We start from the raw sequence: 24,602 nt of genomic DNA on the forward strand, positions 1-24,602 counted from the left end.
CCAATTAGTGAATTAACCTGAAGATAAACACCTCGGGGCTTCTTAGTTCATTTTTTTGTCTTTTGAGAACAAGTTCTCAGAGCTCTCCCCCACTTTCTGTAAGTACAAAAAAGAGTATGCTTCATCATATACAAAAGTATACATTATTTGCCAACATATATCTTTTTTAATAAATCGTTAGAGTGCATACAAAAGTTCTGGATTCCAATGAATGCGCTTTAATAAATATTACAATTTAAGAAGTTCTTCACATAGTTTGAGTAGTAATATATTCAAGCAGCGAAAATAATCCAGATGTTTCAAGAGGAGTTTATTTGCAGTATTAAATAGACAACTTCTTTTAATCTTAAAGAATTATAGTTTAATGTATTGGGGATTTAAAATGAGCGGAAAAGGGCAACATTATAAATGGGGAGACAAAAAAAAAATATTACTTTTTAGCATAATTTTTATTTTTTTAATCGCAAGTATAACCCTTACTCTATCAAAGCCATCCGGTAAAATTGTTTATGTTACTACCAATGGGAGTGGAGACTTTAACTGTGATGGAAGTGACGACCAGGTAGAGATAAACCAAGCTCTTGAATACATTGCGGAAAATCCAAGATTCACAACCGTTCATCTGGAAGGCCCTAATACCTACGTCATTTCCGACAGTATATACATTGGAAGTGACAACATTCTTGAGGGAGACCCAACAGCTGTAATCAAACTTGAAGATAAGGTAGGCTGGCCACTAGAAAAACCTCTGATTACGCAGATGGACAGCGCCGGAAATCATGATATTACCATAAAGGGGTTTGAGATTGACGGAAATCATGATAAAAACAATGGAAAAAATAGGGGAAAGGGATATCACAACCTGATCCATTTCCTTAATTGTAAGAATATACAAGTTCACGACATGTATATGCACGACAGCCATGGCGATGGGCTTAAAGTCACAAAATGTTCAGATATTAAGTTTTACAATAACAGGGTGTATAAGTTAGGGCATGATGTCCTCTACTCCATATATTCTTCGAATATAGAAGCTTGGAATAATAAAATAACATGTAGAACAAATAGCGGTCTGAGAATTTACAATACAAATCACGTAAAATTCTATAACAATATCATTGACTCAGAAGGAGAAGGCGGGGCAGGAATTGAAATCCAAAAAATTGGCCCGTCAACTGTGATGAACGATATCGAGATTTACAATAATCTGTTATATGAGACGAACGCAGCAGGTATATGGATTACAGGCTATGGATCCGAATATATTAAAGATTCTGCAAAAGATATCTATATTCATCATAATAAATTCTACAAAACAGGTATTAACCCGAGTGCGAACTGGGCAGGGGGAATAGTGCTCAATGGTTTTCAAAATACTTTAATAGAGAATAATAAATTTGATGGGTGTTATGGAGCTGCTATTGCCCATAAACAGGTTACTGACGAATTTGCAGCTCCAAACTCAGGATATACAACTATTGTGAAAAATAATGTGATAATTAATACACAGTCAAGTCCTGCTGCCGGAAAAGGATATGCTGTATACAACAAACTGAAAAGCACCCATTCCTTTATTCTGCAAAATAACTGCCTTTCTAGCAACGCCGGGGGGAACTATCTAGGTGTAAATTCTACCTCAGATTTTGAAGCGGACTCTGAAATTGCGGCAAAGTTGAGCAACAATGAGTCATTGGGGGAAGATTTTCCCTGGAGTGAGGCTATGTCTGCTGGACCTCAGACACCTTATAAGAGAGATGAAAGCGGAGTCCAGACGGGACAGGAAGAAAGTTTTGAGTCCAACCTTAAGAAAGCTTTTGCAGATTTTATAAGATCGTTGGAAAGATTCATATTAAGTTTTTTTATGCAGCCTGACGAAGTAGAAAATTTCAAAATTGCTTTGCCTTTCATTATTTCGGATAATAGGTTGAGAGAAGAGGCTCCAAATATCACTTTTAGTGACAGTGAATATATCGATGTAGGAAAAAGGTCAGAGAGAGGTACTTATAGAGGGGTTATAATCTTTGAACTGAGTTCACTTAATCAGACTGATCGAATCGAAAAGGCAACTCTATCTTTATTCTGGTATTACCCGGAGAATCAAATGAGATCGAAGGATACTATACTGGAAGTATACAGACCTGTAAAATGGTGCGAAGAACACGTTACGTGGCAGCAAAAAGAAATCAATGATCCCTGGAAAAATCCCGGGGGAGACTGGTATGATCGGAATGGAGTCTTCCAAGGCAATACTCCATATGCCACAATAACTATCAGTGGAGAGGAAACTCCTGACAACCGTTATTACGAATTGAATATAACAGAACTTGTGCAGGAATATGTAAGCGGAAAGTATGAAAATACAGGTTTCCTTATAAAGGCCCGCGAGGAAGATGAGAATTACATCGCTTTTTATAGTTCCAACTGGAAAAATAAAGATCAAAGGCCAAAACTCACTATAGAATATGTCTAAATATAGATAAAAGTAATTATCAATATTTCGCTATTGGAGCTCCCTACTGGATTAAATAGACAAAACATTGGGAAAAGTTGTCTGTGATTCCGTTTTTACAAACTAAAGGGCAATAAATAAAAAAACAAGGAAGCAAGAAACAATAAATGAAAAAAATGAACCCAAAAAGAAATAAAAAAGAAGGGGTAGATTGAAAATTAAGAAGAATAATCTTCCTAACCTTAACGAGCAAGTCCTACTCTTTCATTCTTTTTCTTCTCAACCTGCATATCGAAAAGCATTCCGAAAAGAAGCATCTGAAGCCCCGTACCTAGTACAAGAAAACCAAGCAGAGGATAGTAGGAAGGGAGAGGATTTTGCAACAAGATCTGCAAAAAGCCCCACAATCCTAAAAGAACACTAACAGGCAAGGAAATCATTCCAAGGAAATAGAATAGTACGAGTGGATGGAAGTCCAGTACCGTATATTTGACCCTCAGCCTCCAGAGAAAACCTCTAAAGATCATGGGAGCTACTTTGCGGATAAACTTTCCGTATCGAATCTTCGATCTCTCTCTACCGTAGCGGGCAGGCATTACCACATCCATTACTCTCATTCCAAAGGCATTAAGTTTGATCAACAGATCGTTACAATAGCCATAATAAGGATAGACTGAATCCAGATCAATAAGCTCCAGTGCCTGCCTGGAAATAGCTGTATATCCATTCTGAGGATCCATAACCTGCCAGTAACCACTGCCTATTTTTGTGATAAAACTAAGGAGAAGGTTTCCAAAAGATCTCCATCTGCTCATCCCGGTCATAAAATCGTCAGTGAGTAATCTATTGCCCTTTGTATAATCGGCTCTTCCCTCAATGATTGGAAAAATCAACCTGGGAAGCTGAGAAGGATCCATTTGATTATCTCCAGCCATAACCGCAACAATATCCATCTCATCTCTAAGGGCAAGTTTATACCCGTCAATTATTCCTGCACCTACTCCTTTATTTACTTCATGACGCAAATACACGATCCTTGGGTCTCCAAATTTTTTTACAATTTCACCTGTTCGATCTGTACTGCCATCATCAATTACATAAATCCTGTTCACATATTCAGGGATCCCACATAGAGTCTCACCGATAAGTAATTCTTCATTATAAGCAGGCACGACAACTCCTATACGGGTGCTCTCAAATTTCCTGAATACAGGATCCACATCAAAACTTAGATAGTTAATCTTGAGTTCTTCGGTTTTTGCCACCGAAAGCAGGGATTTCAAAGATAAATGATCTTTTCCTGAACTGATTTTCTGTAGTGAGGCCGCTGTTATTGCAAGAAAGCCTATTTTTTCCTTGAAGGTACTTTTTCCATTAAAAAGCATTACTGTTTCCTGCTCACAGGAGATACGGCAGGGCCAAGAACCCACAGATAGGTCAAACCCCTGTCTTAACGGCTCAAGGACATGGGAAAGCAAATCTATGTCCTGCATGCATTCCGGATAAATGAGAACCACAAGCTCTGAATCAAGAGATGCTTTGTAGAGGACATCGAGTAATGCTTCCTCCCCCCCTGAGATAGGAACAACCCGTGCCCCTCCCAGAGCAGCTACTTCCATAGTTCTATCAGTGGAACCTTCGTCAAGAACAAGTACACGATCAGCGTAACTTGCCGCAATCAAAACTTTGCTTCCAATGGAAGTTTCCTCATTCTGAGCTGGAATTAAGACCGTAAACTCATGCCTGAGCAACTTATCGGTAAGTTGAGATGGCGAAGATACTATGCTAATAGGATCAGAGATTAGAGAATTAAGACTAAGTGTAAGGGCTGAAAACAAACCCAATCTACCCCCTTATACATATGCATGTGCTATAACCCCTCTTTATGTGTATAAGTGCAAAAATATTAAAGGCTATCATACTAAAAATTATTAGACTAAGATATATATAAGGTTAACATGTAGATTAGATATACACATAAAAATATTAATAAGGAAAAATAATCCTTACAAAAGATATCTATGAATAAAATAAAGAAATATATTAACTGACTAAGATCTTCTATGCCTTTAATATTAAAAATCAGATCCATTTCTAAGAAATTAAAACTTAAGACAATAAATGAACATATTCGCTATTTTTGTAATTAATTAAATCACGAAACGTAAATCAATTGTGATAAAGAAACCTACATTCTTGCAAGTTTGGATTTCTATTTTAAAAAGGAAATCTTGAAGAGATAAAAAGTTAAAAAAGAAATAGAAGGATGATCTGAATAAAAGATTAAAGATTTCATAATTGAAGCAGATGCTGAAATAAGCATAGTAATTGCAAGATTGATAATTATATTTATCAAGAATTTGCTGCCACGCCTACACGCTATGAATTTTCAATCTTGATAAGCCTGGAATTAACGGCGGCTTTCCAGAGGGTAGCTGCCACATATGCCAGTGATGTTTGACTGATAATGGATAAATGACAAGAAGGATAATGTCTCAGGGAGTATCAGTAGCAAAAAAGTATGCAAGGAAGGGCTTTTCTTGTCACCACAGAGAATTGAGAGAAATAGACTAATTAGAAACTTGAATACTATAAATAAGGCCTGGAAATATTGAACAACGTTTATAATCAAAGGCAACATAAATAAAATGTTATAACAGACATGAGACACTGGAAAAAGAATTTTAATTTAATATTAAAACAAACATCCAAAAAATAATTAGATAAATAATGCAAAACATTAAGAAATAGCACATACTGTTAACCTTGACTTATGAAGAGGCTACGAGATCTTTCTGGCTATCTTGTTGCCGATATATTAAGTCCATTAGCTGCCGGAATGATTGTGTTTTATTAAGTACGAGTCTTTACCGTAAAGAAGATACGCCTTCTGGCTTCGATTAATAAACGGTTAAATAAAGAATCTACGGAGAATAGTAAAATATAGGTTTCTATTTGCTGAGAACCAGATACTTGCATTAAAGCTATGTTTTTCATTCAGGAAATGCTAGGTCTGGGAAAAACCTAGATAGAAGAGAGTTAGGGGGAATAAGAGAATTGGGAGTAGAATCACCCATTAGATAAGGCACTCTAACTTTTTGCGATCTAAAGGATCATTTGTAAACCAGATTTCATAGTTGCAGGACTACTTTAGCAGAACAAAAGAGACTAGGATTCTTCAGCAATAATCTGAAAGATATAGACAACCTGTGAGAAAAGTACATTCGGAGTTTCAACGGAGATAGATTGCTACCAGGCTCAGCAAGATAGGCTTCTAAAAGAAGATAAAAAACAAAAGGAACTAAATATTTAATAAAGTTGAAGATCCAAGAAGTAAGAATAAGGGGAATACTTTGATTAAAGAGGTGAAACAAAACAGAGAGCTGTGGAGCTATTTACAAAAAAGAAAAGTACAATCCTATTATTTTAGATAAATAAGGAAGATTTTCCTATTACCTAAACAGTCAAAGAAATATTTTTTAAGCATCAGGCGTGGAAGCTTACGGAAAAGCTGATTGATACAGTTGAATTCCATAGAGGTATACTTAATGTCTTTTGGCGTATAATACATATATGCAGGAGGGTTATATCTGGAGTTCTACAAAAATTCACCAGTACTGCACTAAAAAGGTGCCTGGACGACATTGGGAGCTGAAATATACAGACGGCGGAAGGAAAATAATAAAAGACAGATTCGGGGATAAAAGGAAAAGGATCTGAATAAAGGGAACAGTTTATAAAAAAATCGTCCAGACTTGCAGGAAAAATATTTTAACCTAAAACGCACTTTATTAATATTATTATGTTGTGGGGTTGTATGGAAACTGCAAATGGATACGCTGAGAAATTATCAACAAATCTAGATGTGATTCTCAGCGTCATGGGATTTGGCTTAGGGTTATTAATTGTTTCTTTATATTATATCATCAACCTAAACCAGAAAGATATAGGAATCGCCGTTCTCTCCTCCTGTTTTATCTACTTTATATTTAGAAATAAATTTAGGAGTGAGGCTGCAATATCTGCTAGAGAAGGTAGATTTAAAAGTATAATGAGTATCTCGTTTTATCTAATATTCTTAGCATGCGTCATTATATACAGCGCAAATCTGTATTACAGGCCTATATCTTCCTTTATATTGATATGCATCCTTGCAGCTATTATCGCCTCCCAGATACTTTACGTAAGAGAAGGGGACGGAGTGACCTCTTTATTATTGCAGATATTCCTGCTATCAATTCTCATCAGAGTCGGGATATTTTATAACTTTCCAAGCCTAATGGGCTATGATGCATATTTTCATGCCAATATGGCAAGGGTAATTACTGATACCGGGTTTGTTGCTCCGATTGAAATAAGCAGTAAATATTTCTATTACCCACTTGCACATATTTTTGTATCAGTTATTCAAATAATGGGCGAAACCGATATCAAAGACGCAATGTTTTATTCCATAGGGCTTGCAAGTATTTTCAGCACTGTAGGAGTTTACTTGGTAGGAAAGAAACTTGAAGGCCCTCAGATGGGTTTGCTAGCTACTTTATTAATAAACTTAAATAACCATAACATCGTTGCAGGAATTACAAATATAACTCCTGGATCTCTTGTTCTTTGCTATTTTATATTCATTATATACGCAATCTTTAGCGAGAAACAAAACTTGAGATATACAGGATTTATCCTGCTAGTTACCATTCTAATGGTTCTGACTCATCAGTTGACAACTTTTGTAGTATTTCTGGCTTTAGTCTCAATTTGCGCAGGCAAATATCTGCACAGTCATGTATACAAAAGTCTTTCCATTAAAACAAACAGTTTTAATTATATTCTATTTTTTATTATTAGTTTACAAACATACTGGATGTTCACGTATGTCAATCAGGACACTTCGTTTCTTGAAATGGTTCTCAGTCCTCTTATGGATGTTCTTCAAATAGGATCAAGCTACTCAGGCAATGAACTTATTGTAGGTTCCGTAAATAATCAGGATACACTGGAAACACTCTTACTTCACATAAGCTACCTTGCTCTACCATTTTTCTCAATAGGAGGGGTATTAGCATGGTTTTCTGGCAGAGATATAAAAAAAGTCAATAAATTCTCTATTGCCTTAGTTGTTACAGTCCTGTACAGCCTTGCTTATGGAATTCCTTTACTTGGGATGAGGAATTTCCTGACAAGTCGATGGTTCCCACTGATAGCAGTGTTTCTCGTACTTGTATCCGCCTCCTATATGTTGAAATTAGTGAGTCTCCTTAACTCAAAAAAAGCAAAGATCCCTGTGATGTTCACAATCATTCTTCTATTTTCGTTTATAATGGTTACAACACCAGGCATAAATAAAGACAATCCACTTGTGGCAAAGGACACGACCGTAAGAAACCAATTCAAAAGTATTGAAATAGAGGCTATTAAAACTGTAACCGCAAAATACTCCGAAAACATCCTGATGGACTCCCCCTATGACAGTTGTCTTTTTTACAGGGACAGAGGATATGATTCCAGTAACGCAACATATTTTAATATTCAACATATACAGACTGGAGAGATTGATGGCAGTCCGATGATTTTGCTGAGAAAGTCAACTGTTAAAGAACCTGTATCTATTAATGATCCTGAACGTTATGGCGTGAATATCATCCAGACAGTGCCAGATGGATTCTTCAACAGATTCGAAGCATATGATTACGCCCGGGTTTACGATAATGAAGAGGTATTTGCTTATATGAAGGAAGATAAAACGTCAAGAAAATAAGAACCCAGGATAGTCTCCGTGTACTATTGCGGAATGAAAAAAGAACCCACAATCTAGGGTTTACATTTTAAAGTTGGAAATAGCATGTCAAACTTTATCAGTAATGTGTTAAAACTTGTATCAGGAAGTGTTGCTTCACAGATTCTGGGTGTACTTCTTGTACCAATAGTCACTAGAATTTATAGCGCTGATGATATAGGAGTTTTTCAAATTTTTGTAGCGGTATCAGGCGTACTGGTAATTTTCTCTACTTTTTCATACCAGTATGCTATAATGTTACCAAAAGACGAAGAAGATTCCGCAAACGTAGTTTTCCTTTGCTCCATGTTAGTAACCATTATATCTTTAATCATAGCTGTAGTAGTAATAATTTTTCCGGAAGATATTGAGTACATTCTTGAGTACATATTTCATACGCAGGGATCTTCAAAATATTTAATTTATCTACCTGCAATAGTATTCTTTAACGGTATTTTTTTCGTGCAGAACTACTGGCTTTCAAGAAGACTACGTTTTGGAGTTATTGCAGGATCCAAAGTCTTAAACACTTTATCAACCAAAGCATTTCAGTTAGTGACTCCTATCTGGAATGTATCTCCTTTAGGTCTGATAGGGGGTTATACCGTTGGGTACGGATTTGCAGATTTATTAATGCTTAAGGGCGCAAAAGAAGACTTAAAGGTCTTCAGGAAAGTTTCCGTAAAAAAAATGAAAGAAATGGCGATCCGGTATAAAAATTTCCCTTTATTTAGTTCCTGGTCTACACTCGCAAATACGATTTCACCACAAGTGCCTACTTTTTTGCTTGCATATTTTTACAATACAAGCGTTGTCGGATATTATTCAATTGCGAACCAAGTAGTAAATATGCCCATGTCACTTATTGGGACAGCTATACAACAGGTCTTCTTCCAGAAAGTCAGTGAGGTGAAAAATCAGAATGGAGATCTGAAAACCGTCGTTAGTGAAGTTTATAAAAAGCTGATTCTAATAGGAATATTCCCGATGATACTTCTGATAATCCTGGGAGAAGAGATATTTACATTTGCTTTCGGAGAAGGCTGGGATGTATCAGGAACATACGTAAAAATTCTTGTGCCCTGGATATTCCTTGTGTTCCTCTCCTCACCTATCTCAACTCTCTACAGCATCTTCGACAAACAGAAGGTTTGGCTTACCTTCAGTATGATTCTTTTAGTCTCTAGGTTCGTCGCACTTGCTATAGGGGGAATGTATGGAAGTCCGGAATTTGCCCTCGGGCTGTTCAGCCTTACGGGAGTTATATTCTGGCTCTGGAATAATGCATATTTGCTTAATCTTGCAGGAATTAATAAAAGGGAAAGTGTAGAAATCCTTGCTAAGTATGCATCAATCGGAATTATTGTTTCGGTCCCATTAATTCTGCTTGAAGTACTCTCCGCTAACTTTTATATTATCCTCCTTGCAGCCATCGTCATAACTCCTATCTATTATGGAGTAACCCTTCGTGATGATCCTACATTCAGGAAGATATTTTCGGCTTTTCTCTTGAATATAAAAAACAAAACCTGAGAGAAGTTAAGTATTCTAAAAGAACTTAACTAAAAAAATTTCTCCTGCACCGCATTTACAGAAGAGAAATAAAGTTTAAGTCTAGAATAAAAAGAGGAAAATCCCAATTAAAAAAATAATAAAAAATAATTATGGGATTCTTCCGGCTTCTTTATTTATAAGGTCTCATTTCTGTCAGTAGGTTTCCTTGTGAGTGGTTTTATACAGAGTTTTTGCGATTGAATACTTTTTGCTCTCTAAAGTCACACTATAATAGGGAATTAGCTCGGGAGAAAAGCCCATAATAAAATCCGCAAACCTAGAAATGTTTGCTGCCATTACGTTCATGTATTCGAAATTTCGGGACTTCAAGTCAAGGAACTCATTATAATATAGAAGAGCATTTGGACCTAAACGGCCAAAATCCGGGTTCAGAGCTGAAGTCCAGGTTACGGTACATTTCTTCCCGTACAGATTCAAGTGAGCCGCAACAGCTTCACCCTCAGGAGTCTCTGTGACAAACATGTAGCCAATATCTTTTTCCTGAATTAGCTTAAATACTCTTTCAAAGAACCCTCTAGGAAGGGGAGGGGCTAAATTCTGCTTTTCATAGACCATTGAGAGCAAATGGTAATATGTTTCAGGATCGTTCCATGTTCTGGTTTTAAGTCCTGCCTCATTTGCAGCTTTAAGTTCCCTTCGAATTTTTCTTGAGATGTTGTCATCTACATTTTCGTTTAGATTTAAGTGATGGGTATAATGCACAGTTGAATCCCATCCGTACCATGTGAAGGGTCTTACATCTTTAAAACCTGGGGCAAAAGTGAGATGAATACTGTCAAATCCTTGCTTGCAGAGGAATTCCCTGAGAGGATTAAGAATATCGTGAACTTCCTGTACCTGTTTACTTGCTTTAGAGCTGGCACTCTCTTTAATAAGAGGCCCACTGTAGCTGGTCATATCACAGGTAGAAGTCGCTACCCTCAAAGCTCCCTTAATATTTTTAACGAAAAGAGGACATCCTCCCACAAGTTCTCCTTTTCTGAAACAACCATAAATTCTAAGATCTTTTGACAGGACATCCCTGCAAATTCCAAGCCACTCACTGGTATGAAAAAGTGTACCAGGTTGAGCTTTTTCTACAAGCAAATCCCATTCTTTGTATTCAGATGGCGCTAATTCTCTAACTTCAATTTCGTCCATTTTAAACCCCGTGCAAATAGCTAATTATTCTTATCCGTGAGATGATAGGAAAATATGAGATTGAATTCATTACTTCAGTTCTCAGCCTCGAGTCCTGATTTGCAGATATCATTAACCTTTTTCGCAACGCTGCACCAGCTGTAATGTTCAGTAACATAACTTAAACCTTTTGAACCCAGTTTCGTTCTCAAACCTGGATTTTCAAGCAGCTTTAAGATACTTTCTGCAAGAGCTTCCGGGTTTTCAGGAAGAACAAGAATTCCCCCTCCGGATGCCTCAAGTACGTCAGAGACGCCGCTGATATTACTTGCAACTACAGGTTTTCCACAAGCCATGTACTCGTATAATTTCAAAGGAGACAGGCCTATCTTTGCGTTTCTGGCAAATATAAAGGGAGCGGTACAGGTATCGCTTGCATTAATGTAGAGAGGCACGCGATCGTACGCAATCACACCTGTAAAAATGAACCTGTCCTCAACTCCAAGTTCCCTGGAAAGCTTGAAAAGGTTATCTTTCATGACCCCATCTCCGACAATTAAGAAGCGACATTCCGGAAATTTGGAAAGTATATACGGAGCCGCCTTTACCAAATACTCGACCCCTTGCCAGGGAGCAAGATTACCCACAAAACAAATATAGGGAATTTCAAGATTCAGACCGAGCATTTTTCTGCAGGTTTCCTGTTCCAATGGCTTGAACAGAGAAGTATTTGCTCCATTGGAAACTACGACTATTTTTTCGTCAGGGATGTTATAGACCTTCTCAAGATTTGTTTTTATTCCGGGTGTGACAGCAATAATTTTATCCGAAAATCTGAGAGCTTTTTTGAGAATAAACAGTTTAAACCTAGCTTGTGCAGAGAAATATCGATTTGAGAACCTATTTTCTCTTGACTGCGAAACATTGCTCCCTTCGTATTTTTCCCTGAAGAGGTTCTTTTCATCCTCAGGAATTCCATTTAATTCATAAACTATTTTTTTACATCTGCTTTTACAGAAGAGTCCAGCAAGAAAGCCAAAATTGGGATTGCGGGTATATAGCACGTCAAAAGTCTCGGAACCCAGAAGGTGTATAGAACTTATGAAATAATTAATAGTAAGTGAGAGAAAGTTTCCAGGAGGAACATAATGGCCGTGAACATTAGCTATATTCAAAAAGGAGGTTGAGCCAGTAGTAAAAATATGGATATCATTATTGAGTCTGGCGAGATTACTAACAAGCTCGTACCTGTGGATAAGCGAGCCATCAGCAAGAGAAAGAGGCCTTACCATATCCAGAAAAAGCATCTTCAAATTATCACCTTTAAGTAAACCGCCTTTTTGAGATATTCGTTAATATTCACTGTTCTCCCTTCCTTACGCCTTTTGAGTTTCGGTTAAAAGTCCCAGAGAATCTGGATAACAGTCCTCCAAGCCCTTGATTCCTGTAGTAAGCCCGTATTTCAGAATCCTGAATTTTCTTCTCCCTTCTAATCGCCGAGCCAAAATACCCCAAGAAATAAGCAGCACCTGTATAATATGGGGACTTCACGGAATAATAAAGCGCGTTTAGAAGAGCCATGAAAGAATTTTTACCAAGATAATAAGCCATCCAACCGTTCTTTATGTATCCACTCCAGAGCCCATTAGCTGCACTCGTTTTACGTTTTTGAATTTGGACTACATCGGCATACTGCATTAGCCGCCAGCCTCTCAAGAGAGCTCTTATATTGGAAATCGAATCTGGAGATGGCTCAACCTCATATCCCCCAGTCTCGAGGAAACACTCTTTCTTCCATATTCTTCCTGTGCCACGAGGAAGGCTTTTTTTAGTCACTTCCAAGGAAAGTTTCCCATCATTCTCATAATAGATTCCCCCACTTACTATTCCGAGAGAATTGTCCTTTTCAAACTCAGCCAGAAGTTTTCCAAAATAGTTTTCTTCAAGAACCGTATCAGCATCAAGAAGACCTATATACTCAAATTCGATATTTTTTTTCCTACAATACTCAAGTGCATAGTCAAAGCCTTGTTTACAGACATAACTATAGTGAAAAGTAATATCCCTTGGCCTTGGAGGTAATCTTATGCTCTGGATCCAGGAACAATTTGCCTTCAGATCTTCGAGAATACGTGGCGTCCCATCTGTACTCCCATCATCGACTATAATCCATAACTCAGGTTTTAATTTCTGTCCTATTACAGATTTTGAGACTTCGGTCAGATTTTTTTCTTCATTCTTTGCAGGAGTAATCAGCAAATATTTCTCTTTTAATTCAGGCCCCATCTGCCCACCACCTGTAAATTTCTTCCCCGCTTGTCATCCAGGCCCCTTTTCTGGAGCAGTACTGAAGCACCTTCTCGTAAAGCCTCACCCAATCTTTTCGGAAGTCGCAGCTGAATACGAAATTATGCCACAGCAGGGTAATAACACCGTTGAGACTTGCTGTAGTGTCAATCAAATTTCTTGTGCGCTCCCAAGCTTCGTCAAAAGATTTAGAAGTAGAAAAGAGAGCAGTATCCATAACGACAAGTGGAACTTCGAGAATGTCAATCTCTTTTCCTGTGTTAAGGTTATATGGAATGAAAGGATGGCACATTCCGTTCCTGAAACCAACTGAGTATCTGTGCCCAAAAGTGGAATCATAGCTAAAACCAGCATCTGCAAGTATTTCCCAAGAGTCAGGAGTTTTGAACCTTAGGTAGTGATTGCGAAAACCTATGATTTTTTTACCCAGAATTGCTTCAAGGCTTTCTTTTTCTTTTTTTATTTTTTCTGGATTATCATATGAATAGTAGCCTCCGTGGAGACCAATTTCCCACCCCCTATCGGAAACCTCTCCAAGATGGTGTTGTATGTCATCTATATTATACCTAAATCGTACTGGATCTGCTTCTGCAGTAATGAAATAAAAAGAGGACTTTGCTTCAAAACTGGCTTCAAGATCCATAATTTTAGAAAAATTAAGGTAAGGGGAGTAGTCTATTCCTCTCAATTTCCAGAGTGATTGAGCTAAAAATTCTTGAAAATTCAACTGCTTAAGGCAATAAGCTGACGACAATAAGCTATGGGAAAGAGGTGGGTAAATATCGTCTACGTCGTGAGTCAAACAAACGGCAAATGATTTATTTTCAGGAAATTCGACCTGCATCCCATTTTCTATAAGATATCTTGAGACCTCAGGTTCAGAAGCATTTCGTAGATCTTTTTCAGAGAAAAGAAAACGATGGTGCTCATCCAGCTTCTCGGGAGAATATTCTTCTTTTCGAGTGAAAAGATCCCATATTTCTTGGTTGTTCATCAGTAATTCATGCATAAGACTCATCCGAAACCGAAGATAAAGAAAATCCAGATTTTTTATCAGGAAGACTTTCTATAAGCTTGACCATGAAATCGGTAACATTGATTTTATCCCTGAGAAGAGCATCCTTTTTCAGACTCCAGGTTTTCTTAAGTTCCGAATCGTTAAGAAGTTCTATAATTTTTGTCAGAGCAGATTTCGAATCATTGTAATTAAAAAGCAAACCGTACTTCTTCTCAAGTTCGGAAAAGTTCCCCATAGTTCCCGCGAGAGTGGAAATATAAATTGATGGAGTTCCCAGGATTGCACTCTCAACAGCCATCGTTGCCCCTTCACCCACATACAGAGTAGCATAATAGAGCAAATGATGAATTTTTTCTGGGGAGACCCGAATTCTATACTTTTCAAATTCTTTATCTAGAGGCCCTTCTGAGGTTATGAATACTTTTCCGAATTTTTCGGCTTCCTGGACAAGTGACACTTTATTTTTGATTCCATGTTGGCCTACATCATGATGTGCACCCCATGAAACGAAACGAAGGATTGTAAAAGGCTCCCCCTCCTCTACCCCGAGGTCTTTCAGGATCTCAGGATTGGGAGTAAAATAAGCTGGGTGAAGATAAGCTAGTTCATGATATCCACTATACCTTATCTGTTTTTGTCCTTCATTTTTTAGATAGCATGAAGGAGTACAAATTATGTCACAGAAGGGATAGGTTAACTTCTGGGCCAGTACTGCGTGTTCGGTGTCGTTAAAAATTATGGATTTTTTCCGCTGTATCCAGGATATCTGAGCAACAGCTGGAGAAAGTATACCCATAAAAAGGTCAGGATCAAATTGCTGGGTAATTTTAAAAGTTTTGAATTCTCTTATGAACCATTCTTCAACCAAATTAATCTTTCCTGGTTTTACTTTGCTCAAAACCGTATGCGGAATTCTGTAGGCGTTTAAGAGCTCTATTACTACGTCCTTATCCCGCGAGACTACCATTACCTGATGTCCTTTTTTCTCAAGACTCCATATAATGTTTTTAAAAAAATGAACATGGGCTGGATGCCCTATATCAATAAGAACTCTCAACTTTTTCACTCCCCAATTAATATTTCCTAAAACTGTAATAACTAAAAGAGATAAACAGTCTGTCTGTACGAATATCCTTCGAGACTGAGGATAGGAAATTAACTTCAAACCAAGTTTGAAAGCAAATTAGGCAAATGAATATAACAATAAACAAATCAAGAAATCTTCCTGCCTTTTTCTGCCTTACTAAAAGTATGCAGTCAAATCCTGGTATTCACTCTGCCCCGATTCCGAACCGTTCTGTCAGATAGACTTATCCCACCTCACTCTACCTTAAAAGATAGTAACTATCCTGTTCCAGCGGTTAGAGTGACCCCCTTAATAGCGTCCTTGAGAAAATTAATTTTTTACTACAGATATAGTTACTAACAAACAATATTATGACTAGAAGATAAATGGCTCAAAAATAAATAATTATGGAAACAGAGTTACTGAACTAAGATAACTAGAATTATCAGTGTGGAAATTTATAGTCATTTTAACCTAGGAAATAGGAAAATAAGTATTATTCAACCTCTGATATTTGGGCAGAAAAATACACTTGCTAGAAGGAATAGAAGAATTACTGGATAAATAAATTAATTAACTTTCGGCCAGTTAGTTTGCAAATATTATTTTAAAGCTTGCAAAGAGGAAACTAGCAATAAAGCATATTATAAGAGGATAAATTCCCATATCCATTGAATCTACCGAAAACTCGTCTTCTTCCTTGGAGACCAGCAGCATTTCCTTCATACCTATAAGGGCGATTAATCCTATGACCGTAATTTGATAATATGTAGGGATTCCAAAATCCGTTGAGAGAAAACAGATACCTAAATCTGGGAGAGAACTTCCCATTGCAAAATCTGTACCCATGCCAAGTATTGAAATCATTATAAATCCCCCAAAATTTCTGTAAAGGAATTATCTAGACATGTACTAAATTCTAGCTATACGGTATAAACGTTAAACTATATAAACATATGAAAAGAGATTGAGAGATTTACTACACAATTATAAAAAGAGATAAAGAAATTTACTACATAAGACAGGATAAATTACCGAGTTCCAAAGTAGACTTGGAAGGATGTCCTATCAAAAAATAAATAAGAATTGGGATTGATTACTCTCCAATTCTCAATGAAGAGGTTTAATTTATGAAAATTTCCGTTATAGGGTCAGGATATGTGGGCTCAGTCACAGCCGCGTGTTTTGCAGAAGTAGGGCATGAGGTTGTCTGTGTAGATATCGACAAGAAAAAAATGGATCAGATAAATTCAGGCATCCCCCCCATATATGAAGAGGGACTTGGAGAGCTTTTGCAAAAACATGCCGGAAAATGTCTCACTGCAACTACTGACTATGAATCTGCCATCAGGAATACGGACATTTCCTTTATCTGCGTAGGGACTCCTTCCGCAGAAGATGGAAGCATAGACCTTTCAATTGTCCGTGCGGCAGCAGCAAGCATAGGGGCAGTGCTAGCAAAGAAAAATGGATACCATGTAGTGGTTGTTAAAAGCACAGTTGTGCCCGAAACAACTGAAAAATTTGTTCTTCCTATCCTTGAAGAAGCCTCAGGAAAGACAGCAGGGAAAGACTTTGGAGTTGCAATGAACCCTGAGTTCCTTAGAGAAGGAAAAGCCGTCTACGACTTCATGAATCCTGATAAAATAGTTGTTGGAGCAATTGACCAGAAATCTGGGGATTGTGTCTCGGAACTCTATCGAACTTTTAAATGTGAAGTCACCCGCACTAATCTATCAACAGCAGAAATGATCAAATACGCAAATAATTCCCTTTTGGCAACCAAAATATCCTTTGTAAATGAAATTGGAAATATTTGTAAGAAGTTAAAAGTTGACACTTATGAGGTTATGGAAGCAGTTGGTAAGGATTCCAGAATATCCCCAAGATTTTTGAATTCAGGAGCTGGATTTGGAGGTTCCTGTTTCCCAAAAGATGTAAAAGCACTTATAGGAAAAGCAAAAGAAATAGGATATTCTCCAGTGCTTCTGGAATCCGTAATCGGTGTAAACGAAAAACAACCAATTATAATGACAGAAATACTCCAGAGTAAAATAGGAAACCTTGCGGGCAAAAAGGTTGCAGTCCTTGGGCTTGCCTTTAAGAACGAGACTGATGATATAAGGGAGTCCAGATCCACCCCTGTCATTGCTGAGCTTCTAAGATTAGGAGCAGAGGTTTCGGCTTATGATCCAATGGCAACCGAGAATATGAAGCGGATCTTCCCGACAATTGAATACTTCGGGAAAGCTAAAGATGCTCTTGAGGGTGCTGACGCCTGCCTTGTAATGACAGAATGGGATGAGTTCAAGCAGCTTGATTCTGAATTTGAAGTCATGAAAGAAAAGATAGTAATTGACGGAAGGCGGGTAATTAAAGCGAAAAATATAGATTATGAGGGGCTCTGCTGGTAAAAACCAGCAGAAATTATTTCCCCTTTTTATTTAAATTAGGCAGTTTAACTTTGCTGGCCTTTAATTTCCTTATTTATAGATCTTATTTGCCTTAAGGTTCCTTTACCGCTGCTAAAATTTCCCTTAGGTATTCGAGTACGTCATCTCTGAGGTTTTCATTTTCAAGAGCAAAATCCACTATTGATTTTACGTATCCTAATCTGTCGCCGGTATCGAACCTTTTTCCCTTGAACCTGCAGGCGTAGATCATCTGTGACTTACTAAGAACCCGGATACCATCAGTCAGCTGGATTTCGTTTCCAACTCCGGTTCCAGCTTCTTTTATACAATCAAAAATTTCAGGGGTGAAAACGTAGCGGCCTATTGCTCCAAGATTGGAAGGAGCATTTTCAGGTGACGGTTTTTCAACGATATCCTCCATTTCATAGAGAGAATCATTGAGTGGTTTTCCCTTTATAATCCCGTAGCTGCTCAATTTTTCATAAGGAACTTCTTCAACTGCAAGCGTGGACCTGCCATATTTTTCGAAATTTTCAATGAGCTGGGCAGTGCAGGGCTTATCATTCACAATAATATCGTCTCCGAGAAGAACGGCGAAAGGCTCGTCTCCAATATGGTTTTCTGCCCTGAGAACTGCGTCTCCAAGACCATTGGGCTCTTTCTGGCGGATATAGTGAATATCAACAAGTGAAGAAACGTCCCTGACAAGCTTAAGAAGTTCAGTGTTGTGCTTTTTCGCAAGGTGCATCTCGAGTTCAGGAGAATCATCAAAATAGTCCTCAATTGCTCGTTTGCCCCTGCCTGTGATAATGATAATATCCTCAATTCCAGAGGCAATAGCTTCCTCAACAACGTACTGTATTACAGGTGTGTCAATTATAGGAAGCATTTCTTTTGGCATTGACTTGGTAGCAGGCAGGAAACGGGTTCCAAGGCCGGCAGCCGGAATAAGTGCTTTTTTAACGGTCAAAATAAACTCTCCGGTAAAAGGAATTCTGGGAAAAGATTATTCATACAGTTGAATAAAAATACTATCCAACCATAACATCTTTAATTTTTCCCTTATTATTTACTCCCATATAGGGAATGAAATAAAAGCATTTTCTGATTACTTCAAGAAACTATAAAGCATTAATATAGAAAGATTGTCTGGAGAGTTTTTCATGCCTGTAAAGAATAAAATACTTGTGACAGGAGGAGCCGGTTTTATAGGAAGCCACCTCGTAGATCGCTTTGTAGAAAAAGGAAATAAAGTTATTGTTTTTGATAACCTGAGTTCAGGAAAATTGGGATTTATAGAAAGTCATCTTGAAGACCCAGATTTTACCCTGATAAAAGGAGATCTTCTCAACCAGGAGGCGATAGAGGAGGCCTGTAAAGATATTGACTTTGTTTGTCATGTGGCTGCAAATCCTGATGTCAGGCTTGGAGCTTTAGATACCAGAGTTCATCTAGATCAGAATATTCTGACGACCTATAACCTTCTGGAAGCGATGAGGAAAAATAATATAAAAAAAATTGCTTTTACTTCCACTTCAACAGTTTATGGGGAAGCGAGTGTTATGCCTACTCCGGAAGATTACGGCCCTCTTATTCCTATATCGCTTTATGGTGCCTCTAAACTGGCCTGTGAAGCTTTTATTACTTCGTACTCTCATACTTTCGATATGCAGGCATGGATATTTCGCTTCGCAAATATCGTTGGCCCACGCAGCACACATGGAATTACGGTTGATTTCATAAAAAAGCTGCGAAAAAACTCCAATCTACTAGAAATCCTGGGAGATGGCAAGCAAGAAAAATCCTACCTCCATGTGTCGGAATGCGTTGATGCGATATTGTTTTTAATCGAGAATAGCCAAGAAAAGGTAAATATCTTCAACATTGGCTCCGAGGATACTATCAGTTCCACAGAAATAGGAAAGGCTGTTATAGAAGAAATGGGGCTTTCTAATGTCGAATTTACCTATACAGGAGGGAACAGAGGCTGGAAAGGCGATGTGCCAAAAATGAGACTAGGGATTGAAAAAATGAAGAGTTTGGGCTGGAAGCCGGCCTATACATCAGAGAGAAGCGTGAGAGAAACAGCTAGAGCGTTACTTGAGGAAAAATTAGTAGAATAATTTAAGTTCAGTTTTTCCTAAATTAATATTTTTTGGCCAGTATAACAATAAAGATAAATTATTGCTTAAATTCGCTTTTGACCCTGAATAAATATCTTCTTATTAAAGAAAGCTCGTGGTCGCTGAATCCGCCTATCAACAACATTACAACAAAATATATAATTACACCCATACCTGAAATCTCGAAAAGCTCAAGGATGCTGGAGATAGCAAAGTAGGAAACAAAGAAATACATAGCTATCGAGGACAGAATGCTTTTTGCAATATCATAAAGATAAAAATCAAGTTTAAAGTGTTTTAAGGAAATATGCATGCAAAGCACAGCCATTAAAAAGTAAGAAAATAACGTTGACAGTGAAGCCCCAACAATTCCAATAGAAGGTATCAGCAGAAGGTTAATTAATACATTCGAAACTGCTGCAATAATGTTGATATAGGTCGTAGTTTTTGTTTGCTTGATGAGGAGCATTGTGTTGACAAATATCTGGAAGATTCCTGCCAGGAGGCCAGAGAAGGCAATAACGGGAATTACAAACCAACCCGAAAGAAAATCTTCAGTGGTAAGGATTCCAAGCAAAGGTTTTGCAAGAGCTGAAAGCCCGAAGACTGCAGGAATCGAAATAAGAAGGAAATATCTCAGAGAATGAGACATATAAATTCTTACTTCATCCATTTTATTTTCATCGAACAGCTTTGATAACTCGGGAAGAAGAATGATCTGAAGAGAGCTTACAAAAAGCTGTATAAGACTACCAATTGAACAGGCTGCCGAATATACGCCCACACTTCTAAGGCCCAGAAAGTAGGTAACCATATATCGGTCACTTGATTCTGTAATCCATCTGATGAGTGAATTGGGGGTTAACGGTAGAGAAAATTGCAAATATTCTTTTATGTAAGTAAATCGAGGGATGATGAATCCTATTTGTGAGATTATCATCACAAGAGAAATTAGAAAAATAGAGCCTTGTACAAGTAAAGTAGCCGCGATTACACCAAGAAGTCCATATCCCATTTTGAGAAGAAAGAGAATGAAAAGTAATTTTCCAAATGTTTCAAAAAGGGTTAAGTAAGAATATGTCTGAATCTGTCTGAAAACCCTGAAATAAAAAAGAGATACAGACTCGATCACACTGAGAAGAATTAAAAGGGAACCTGCCTGGATAAAATAAGTTGCGTGAGGATCTTTGAAACCAAAGGTTGCAAGAGGCTCTGCAAACGCATAGAGCAGAAATGAGGCCAGTAGACCGGATACAGTTACAAAAAAGAGAATTGAATACACAGCTTCCCTTATTATTTTGGTTTCCGTTTCAGAAGATAAAAATCGGACAAAACCCATAGAAAGGCCCATCAGTGCAAGGGGAGAGATAAGAGATACAGTGGTATTAATTTGAGCCCAGAGTCCGTAGTCGTATGTTCCAAGGGTTTTTGTGATTATCGGGAGTAGGAAGAAAGTCCCCAGGCTTGTAAGTACCTGAACTATCCCGATAAAACCAACATCCTTTGCAAATTTTAGATATGACACCATATCACCTTAAAAAAATTCCGTTTTTAAGAATTTTTATTGAAGAAATTTATGAAAATAGATTTACAGTAAAGTTTTTCTTACGACTTGACCCGACTTACTATCCAGAGCTTGATATTTAAATCCTTTTGAATACAGATCATCTTGCTAAGGTTTCAACCTTTCAGTAGAGGTCCTATATATAATTATATTATAAGTTTCATTCATGCAAAATACCTTTAGTTTTGAATTAGAAAATATTAAGATCTCATATATCGTCAGCGTTAACTTTAAGTTTTTTGTTAGTAGTTTTTTCAACAAAAACTAATCTCTAACTACTAACCCCAATAAGAGAATTCTACAAAAGATAAAAGCCTTTGCGTTTAGATTAATTTTATTAGAAGTTAAATGAGCATCTGGATATTACCTCATGAAAAACAGAAGTATAAGGTAAAAATAATTTAGAATTTAAAAAGGAAGTAAACTCTGGTTTATTGGAAAATAAAATTAAAAATCTTATCGATGTAGACGTAGATCTAAAAAGTGTCTGACTTGAAAATAAAACTTTAAAAACATTAGTTAGTCTGATTGAAAAAATTAAGAAACGAATCCTGAAGAGAAGATCTAGAAACTAGACTAATTTGAATAAAAAGATTCCTTTAGAAGATCATAAATTCTTGCGTTTTTAGCGGATTAAAAAGAAGAATTTCCAAAACATCCGACACTCAGAAACATGCCCTCAAGTCGGAAGTGATGGAAATTTTCCTCGAGAATATAAAAACCTTACTTGTACACTAGATTCAGTTCTTGTACACTAGATTCAGTTTTGGCACTTGACTTGTGTTTCCACAGTCAGCACTGTAGAAAGCGATATAGTTATCACTCTCATTGCGGGCTTTTATAAAGAAACCCGTATTTGCAGATTTGCCACTGACATACTCTTTCACGAGATCAGTTACATTAAGCTCATAGTATCTGTTATCTGGAAGATCATCAGCCTTCAGGGTTAGTGTAGCATATGGAGTATTGCCCTGGAGAACACCATTTTTATCATACCAATCTCCTCCGGCGTTATTCCAAGAAATATCTTTATCCTTTTTATTCCAGCTAACATAATCAGGATTCCAGGAAACAGGTCTGTAAACTTCAATAACAGTATTATTTGGGCGTGTGCTGGAAGGATAATACCAGAAAAGGGACAGAGTTGCACTGCTGATTTCAGTAGCATTGGTGTATTCGCTTACATTAAACCATATAAGATCTCTGTATCTACCAACACCACTCATTCCTCCAACGTCGAGGAATGATTTATCTGAAAAAACATCTTCAGGAGACGCCTCGCGCATGCGGTTGTCGTACATATCTCTAGAGAGATTCACAGGGGTCCATGAAAGAGATGCATAGATCGTGTTTCCATATCTTCCAATATTAATCCTATTTCCATTGTCTTCGGGCTCGTTAGAGTAATCCGAGAAAGAACATCCAGCATCAATGCAGGGAGAGCTCACCGTATCTTGAACCCATGTTCCTCCGTTCCAACGACCTGAGACCGATTGAAGGTGATAATCATGGTTTTCCGGATTTGCAAAAAGAGGATTTACATAGATATCAGTTTTCGAGGTACAGTTATTATAGTTACCTGCTGAGTTATTGTAAAGGCAGTTATTTTCTAGCACAAAAGAATGTGTTTCAGGCAGATAATTGACAATTCCATACCCTGTTCCACTAGGGGACTTTGTGCGCGGCTTGGTATTTACAATTATGTTGTTGCGGACGATTGTTGTGAATCCGTCACCTTGTGGTATATAGGCTGGAGAATAATCATTGATATACATGTTAGCGATTGCAGTGTGATATATTCCGTCAAAGACATTATTTTCAATAACGGTGTCTTCAAATCCGCCTGTTATGATGCCACCTACCCAGGTAATGCTAGGATTGGTACCTGTGTCATAGAAAATATTGTGATGAATATAGACATTTTTCGCCTGGTCTCTGGTAGCAGAAGAGGTATCGTAGTTGAACATCCAGATGCCAGGACAATAAGTATTATGGATAGTATTGTTGTAAATTTCTACGTCATCCATAATACCAGCAGACTTTTCGATTTGGATACCTGGCCCGCCTGCACTCCAGTGATAGAAAGAATCGATTAAATTGTCATGGAATTTTACGTGGTTCGAGTTCCAGATTCTAAGACCACTGTTAGTCCTGCAAGTTATTGTATTATTCCAAGCCTCTACGTTCTCACACTGAATAGCAAACAACCCATCGTGCCCGAGCTTGTAAATAGTATTGTTGTAAAACTGGATGTTGTCACTGTATTTTATCCTCAGCCCGTCTCCATGCCCGTCATGCATATACATATCGCATACGGTTACGTTCTCACAATAAAGGAAATAAATTATGTTATAGTATCCTTTACCCTTAGCGAACTCAGTATTACCGTCATGATTCACATTAACCTCAAACCCTCTTATTACAATGTTATTATTTCCGGAACTGTTCATCTGCTGGATCAGTGGTTTCATTGTAACCCAGCCTGCATTATCAACCAATTTGATCACAGCAGTCGAATCACCTTCAAGAATAGTATCGCTGCCGATTAGAAGAGTTTCGTTAATAACATAAGTAAAAGGACCTTTGAGGTGAACAGTAGTATATTCAGAATTATCTGCCACAAACTTAAGGGCCTGATTTATCTGTACGTGATCATCTTTTCCATCGCAATTAAAATCCCCACTGCCATCTCCTGAAACGTAAACGGTTGGTGCAGGACTTCTACATGAAGCGGTAGGAACGTTTATAAGAATAAGGCAACCCACAAGAAGAAATACCCCAAATTCTCTTTTTAGCATATATATCACCTAAGATAACTATAAGAGTTTTATTCATGTGTTGGCAGAGTAAACTTAAGTAGGAAAGTCCACCCTACAAAACTTCAGATATTCTGCCAAATTAATTGACAAATTTATTGCTCTGTCCTTGAGTGTTGGAAAGATTTTTAAATAGTATCCACTCTCCGGTATTCAAGGCTATAGAAATCGCGGGAGAAGTTATTCATGGTAATTGTTATTGAATCCAATAAAGATACAATAAATAAGAAATTCAGAACAAATCTCCCTGTTTTGCAGGCCAATTCCTCAAATTCACATAGTTCCCCCCATGAAACCTAGCGAATAAATTACTTTTTAGACTAGAATTAATTTCTATAGTTAACATTACAAAGTACACAATAATGTTATAAAAGTATT

The 24,602-nt window shown here is 37.4% G+C and carries 15 protein-coding genes; 5 read left to right on the top strand and 10 right to left on the bottom strand.

Translation table 11 applies throughout. The features are described from left to right. The first annotated feature begins 382 nt into the window (after nucleotides 1–382). Entirely contained in the window at nucleotides 383–2,470 is a 2,088-nt protein-coding gene (locus BP549_RS10820) for a disaggregatase related repeat-containing protein (protein ID WP_292380510.1), read from the top strand. Between the two features lie 221 nt (nucleotides 2,471–2,691). On the opposite strand, the gene BP549_RS10825 is transcribed toward BP549_RS10820, so the two are convergent. Beyond that, nucleotides 2,692–4,293: a glycosyltransferase family 2 protein gene (locus tag BP549_RS10825; protein ID WP_292376619.1), complete on the bottom strand. Its 1,602-nt coding sequence runs from the start codon at nucleotides 4,291–4,293 to the stop codon at nucleotides 2,692–2,694. Between the two features lie 1,973 nt (nucleotides 4,294–6,266). Here BP549_RS10825 and BP549_RS10830 point away from each other — a divergent pair. After that, entirely contained in the window at nucleotides 6,267–8,204 is a 1,938-nt protein-coding gene (locus BP549_RS10830; RefSeq protein WP_292380512.1) for a hypothetical protein, read from the top strand. A gap of 105 nt (nucleotides 8,205–8,309) precedes the next feature. Further along, the gene (locus BP549_RS10835) at nucleotides 8,310–9,755 is read left to right on the top strand and encodes an oligosaccharide flippase family protein (protein WP_292376623.1); all 1,446 of its coding nucleotides are present in this window, start codon (nucleotides 8,310–8,312) and stop codon (nucleotides 9,753–9,755) included. A 174-nt stretch (nucleotides 9,756–9,929) separates the two neighbouring features. Here the strand turns inward: BP549_RS10835 and BP549_RS10840 are convergent, their stop codons facing one another. From BP549_RS10840 to BP549_RS10865, 6 genes are all read right to left on the bottom strand, one after another. Then, nucleotides 9,930–10,937, bottom strand: coding sequence for a GNAT family N-acetyltransferase (locus BP549_RS10840; RefSeq protein ID WP_292376624.1), 1,008 nt, complete (start codon nucleotides 10,935–10,937; stop codon nucleotides 9,930–9,932). Between the two features lie 74 nt (nucleotides 10,938–11,011). Next, nucleotides 11,012–12,229 carry a glycosyltransferase family 4 protein gene (locus BP549_RS10845; RefSeq protein ID WP_394339078.1) on the bottom strand — a complete coding sequence of 406 codons (1,218 nt, stop codon included), beginning with the start codon at nucleotides 12,227–12,229 and terminating at the stop codon, nucleotides 11,012–11,014. 46 nt (nucleotides 12,230–12,275) lie between these two features. Then, nucleotides 12,276–13,202, bottom strand: a complete 927-nt coding sequence (locus BP549_RS10850) for a glycosyltransferase (protein WP_292376626.1) — start codon at nucleotides 13,200–13,202, stop codon at nucleotides 12,276–12,278. Then, complete coding sequence (locus BP549_RS10855) at nucleotides 13,192–14,241, bottom strand: polysaccharide deacetylase family protein (RefSeq protein WP_292376628.1); 1,050 nt, start codon at nucleotides 14,239–14,241, stop codon at nucleotides 13,192–13,194. The genes BP549_RS10850 and BP549_RS10855 overlap by 11 nt, the downstream gene beginning before the upstream one ends. After that, nucleotides 14,225–15,298, bottom strand: coding sequence for a DUF354 domain-containing protein (locus BP549_RS10860; RefSeq protein ID WP_292376630.1), 1,074 nt, complete (start codon nucleotides 15,296–15,298; stop codon nucleotides 14,225–14,227). Before BP549_RS10860 ends, BP549_RS10855 begins: the two co-directional genes overlap by 17 nt. Before the next feature lie 597 nt (nucleotides 15,299–15,895). Continuing rightward, a complete protein-coding gene (locus BP549_RS10865) occupies nucleotides 15,896–16,174 on the bottom strand; it encodes a hypothetical protein (RefSeq protein WP_292376632.1) in 279 nt (92 codons plus the stop codon). A gap of 263 nt (nucleotides 16,175–16,437) precedes the next feature. On the opposite strand from BP549_RS10865, the gene BP549_RS10870 reads away from it, so the two are divergent. Beyond that, a complete protein-coding gene (locus tag BP549_RS10870; RefSeq protein WP_292376635.1) occupies nucleotides 16,438–17,721 on the top strand; it encodes a UDP-glucose dehydrogenase family protein in 1,284 nt (427 codons plus the stop codon). Nucleotides 17,722–17,812: 91 nt separating this feature from the next. On the opposite strand, the gene galU is transcribed toward BP549_RS10870, so the two are convergent. Then, nucleotides 17,813–18,691 carry a UTP--glucose-1-phosphate uridylyltransferase GalU gene (gene galU / locus BP549_RS10875; protein ID WP_292380514.1) on the bottom strand — a complete coding sequence of 293 codons (879 nt, stop codon included), beginning with the start codon at nucleotides 18,689–18,691 and terminating at the stop codon, nucleotides 17,813–17,815. Nucleotides 18,692–18,884: 193 nt separating this feature from the next. On the opposite strand from galU, the gene BP549_RS10880 reads away from it, so the two are divergent. Next, nucleotides 18,885–19,844, top strand: a complete 960-nt coding sequence (locus BP549_RS10880; protein WP_292380515.1) for an NAD-dependent epimerase/dehydratase family protein — start codon at nucleotides 18,885–18,887, stop codon at nucleotides 19,842–19,844. Between the two features lie 58 nt (nucleotides 19,845–19,902). On the opposite strand, the gene BP549_RS10885 is transcribed toward BP549_RS10880, so the two are convergent. Both BP549_RS10885 and BP549_RS10890 read right to left on the bottom strand, forming a co-directional pair. Then, a complete protein-coding gene (locus tag BP549_RS10885) occupies nucleotides 19,903–21,372 on the bottom strand; it encodes a flippase (protein ID WP_292380518.1) in 1,470 nt (489 codons plus the stop codon). Between the two features lie 776 nt (nucleotides 21,373–22,148). Further along, the gene (locus BP549_RS10890) at nucleotides 22,149–24,206 is read right to left on the bottom strand and encodes a disaggregatase related repeat-containing protein (RefSeq protein WP_292380521.1); all 2,058 of its coding nucleotides are present in this window, start codon (nucleotides 24,204–24,206) and stop codon (nucleotides 22,149–22,151) included. Between the last annotated feature and the right edge of the window lie 396 nt (nucleotides 24,207–24,602).

The sequence above is a fragment of the Methanosarcina sp. UBA289 genome, assembly GCA_002496565.1.
Lineage (GTDB): Archaea > Halobacteriota > Methanosarcinia > Methanosarcinales > Methanosarcinaceae > Methanosarcina.

Bases quoted from the DNA above. Each gene is read 5' to 3' on its own strand.
- BP549_RS10820 (WP_292380510.1), top strand. From the start codon at position 383: ATGAGCGGAAAAGGGCAACATTATAAATGGGGAGACAAAAAAAAAATA.
- BP549_RS10890 (WP_292380521.1), bottom strand. From the start codon at position 24,206: ATGCTAAAAAGAGAATTTGGGGTATTTCTTCTTGTGGGTTGCCTTATT.
- BP549_RS10865 (WP_292376632.1), bottom strand. From the start codon at position 16,174: ATGATTTCAATACTTGGCATGGGTACAGATTTTGCAATGGGAAGTTCT.
- BP549_RS10850 (WP_292376626.1), bottom strand. From the start codon at position 13,202: ATGGGGCCTGAATTAAAAGAGAAATATTTGCTGATTACTCCTGCAAAG.
- BP549_RS10840 (WP_292376624.1), bottom strand. From the start codon at position 10,937: ATGGACGAAATTGAAGTTAGAGAATTAGCGCCATCTGAATACAAAGAA.
- BP549_RS10885 (WP_292380518.1), bottom strand. From the start codon at position 21,372: ATGGTGTCATATCTAAAATTTGCAAAGGATGTTGGTTTTATCGGGATA.
- BP549_RS10870 (WP_292376635.1), top strand. From the start codon at position 16,438: ATGAAAATTTCCGTTATAGGGTCAGGATATGTGGGCTCAGTCACAGCC.
- BP549_RS10830 (WP_292380512.1), top strand. From the start codon at position 6,267: ATGGAAACTGCAAATGGATACGCTGAGAAATTATCAACAAATCTAGAT.
- BP549_RS10880 (WP_292380515.1), top strand. From the start codon at position 18,885: ATGCCTGTAAAGAATAAAATACTTGTGACAGGAGGAGCCGGTTTTATA.
- BP549_RS10855 (WP_292376628.1), bottom strand. From the start codon at position 14,241: ATGAGTCTTATGCATGAATTACTGATGAACAACCAAGAAATATGGGAT.